Annotated in this window: 1 pseudogene; it reads left to right on the top strand. The window is 67.9% G+C overall.

Annotation, left to right across the window (positions count from 1 at the left end):
• Positions 1 to 305, top strand: a pseudogene (locus EN786_RS37000) (hydantoinase/oxoprolinase family protein); the annotation flags it as partial.

Raw genomic sequence — 305 nt, forward strand, 5'->3', positions numbered from 1 at the left:
CCTCGTGCCGCGCGGCGCTGGCGTCGGGTCGGCGATCGGCTTCCTCAAGGCGCCGTTCGGCTATGAGGCGCTGGCCTCGAAACTGACGCGCCTGTCGCGCTTCGAGTCTTCGGACGTGAATGCGCTGCTCGCCGACCTCAAAGCCTCCGCCGAGGGTTTTGTGCGCTCCGGCGCCAGCGGCGGGATCGTGTGCGAGATCACGGCATTCATGCGCTATGCTGGCCAGGGCTGGGAAATCCCGGTGCTGCTGCCCGACGAGCCGTTCGGCGACGATGCGGTCGCCAAGCTCAAGAGCCTCTTCGAGG

Source organism: Mesorhizobium sp. M4B.F.Ca.ET.143.01.1.1, assembly GCF_004792275.1.
Classification (GTDB): domain Bacteria; phylum Pseudomonadota; class Alphaproteobacteria; order Rhizobiales; family Rhizobiaceae; genus Mesorhizobium; species Mesorhizobium abyssinicae.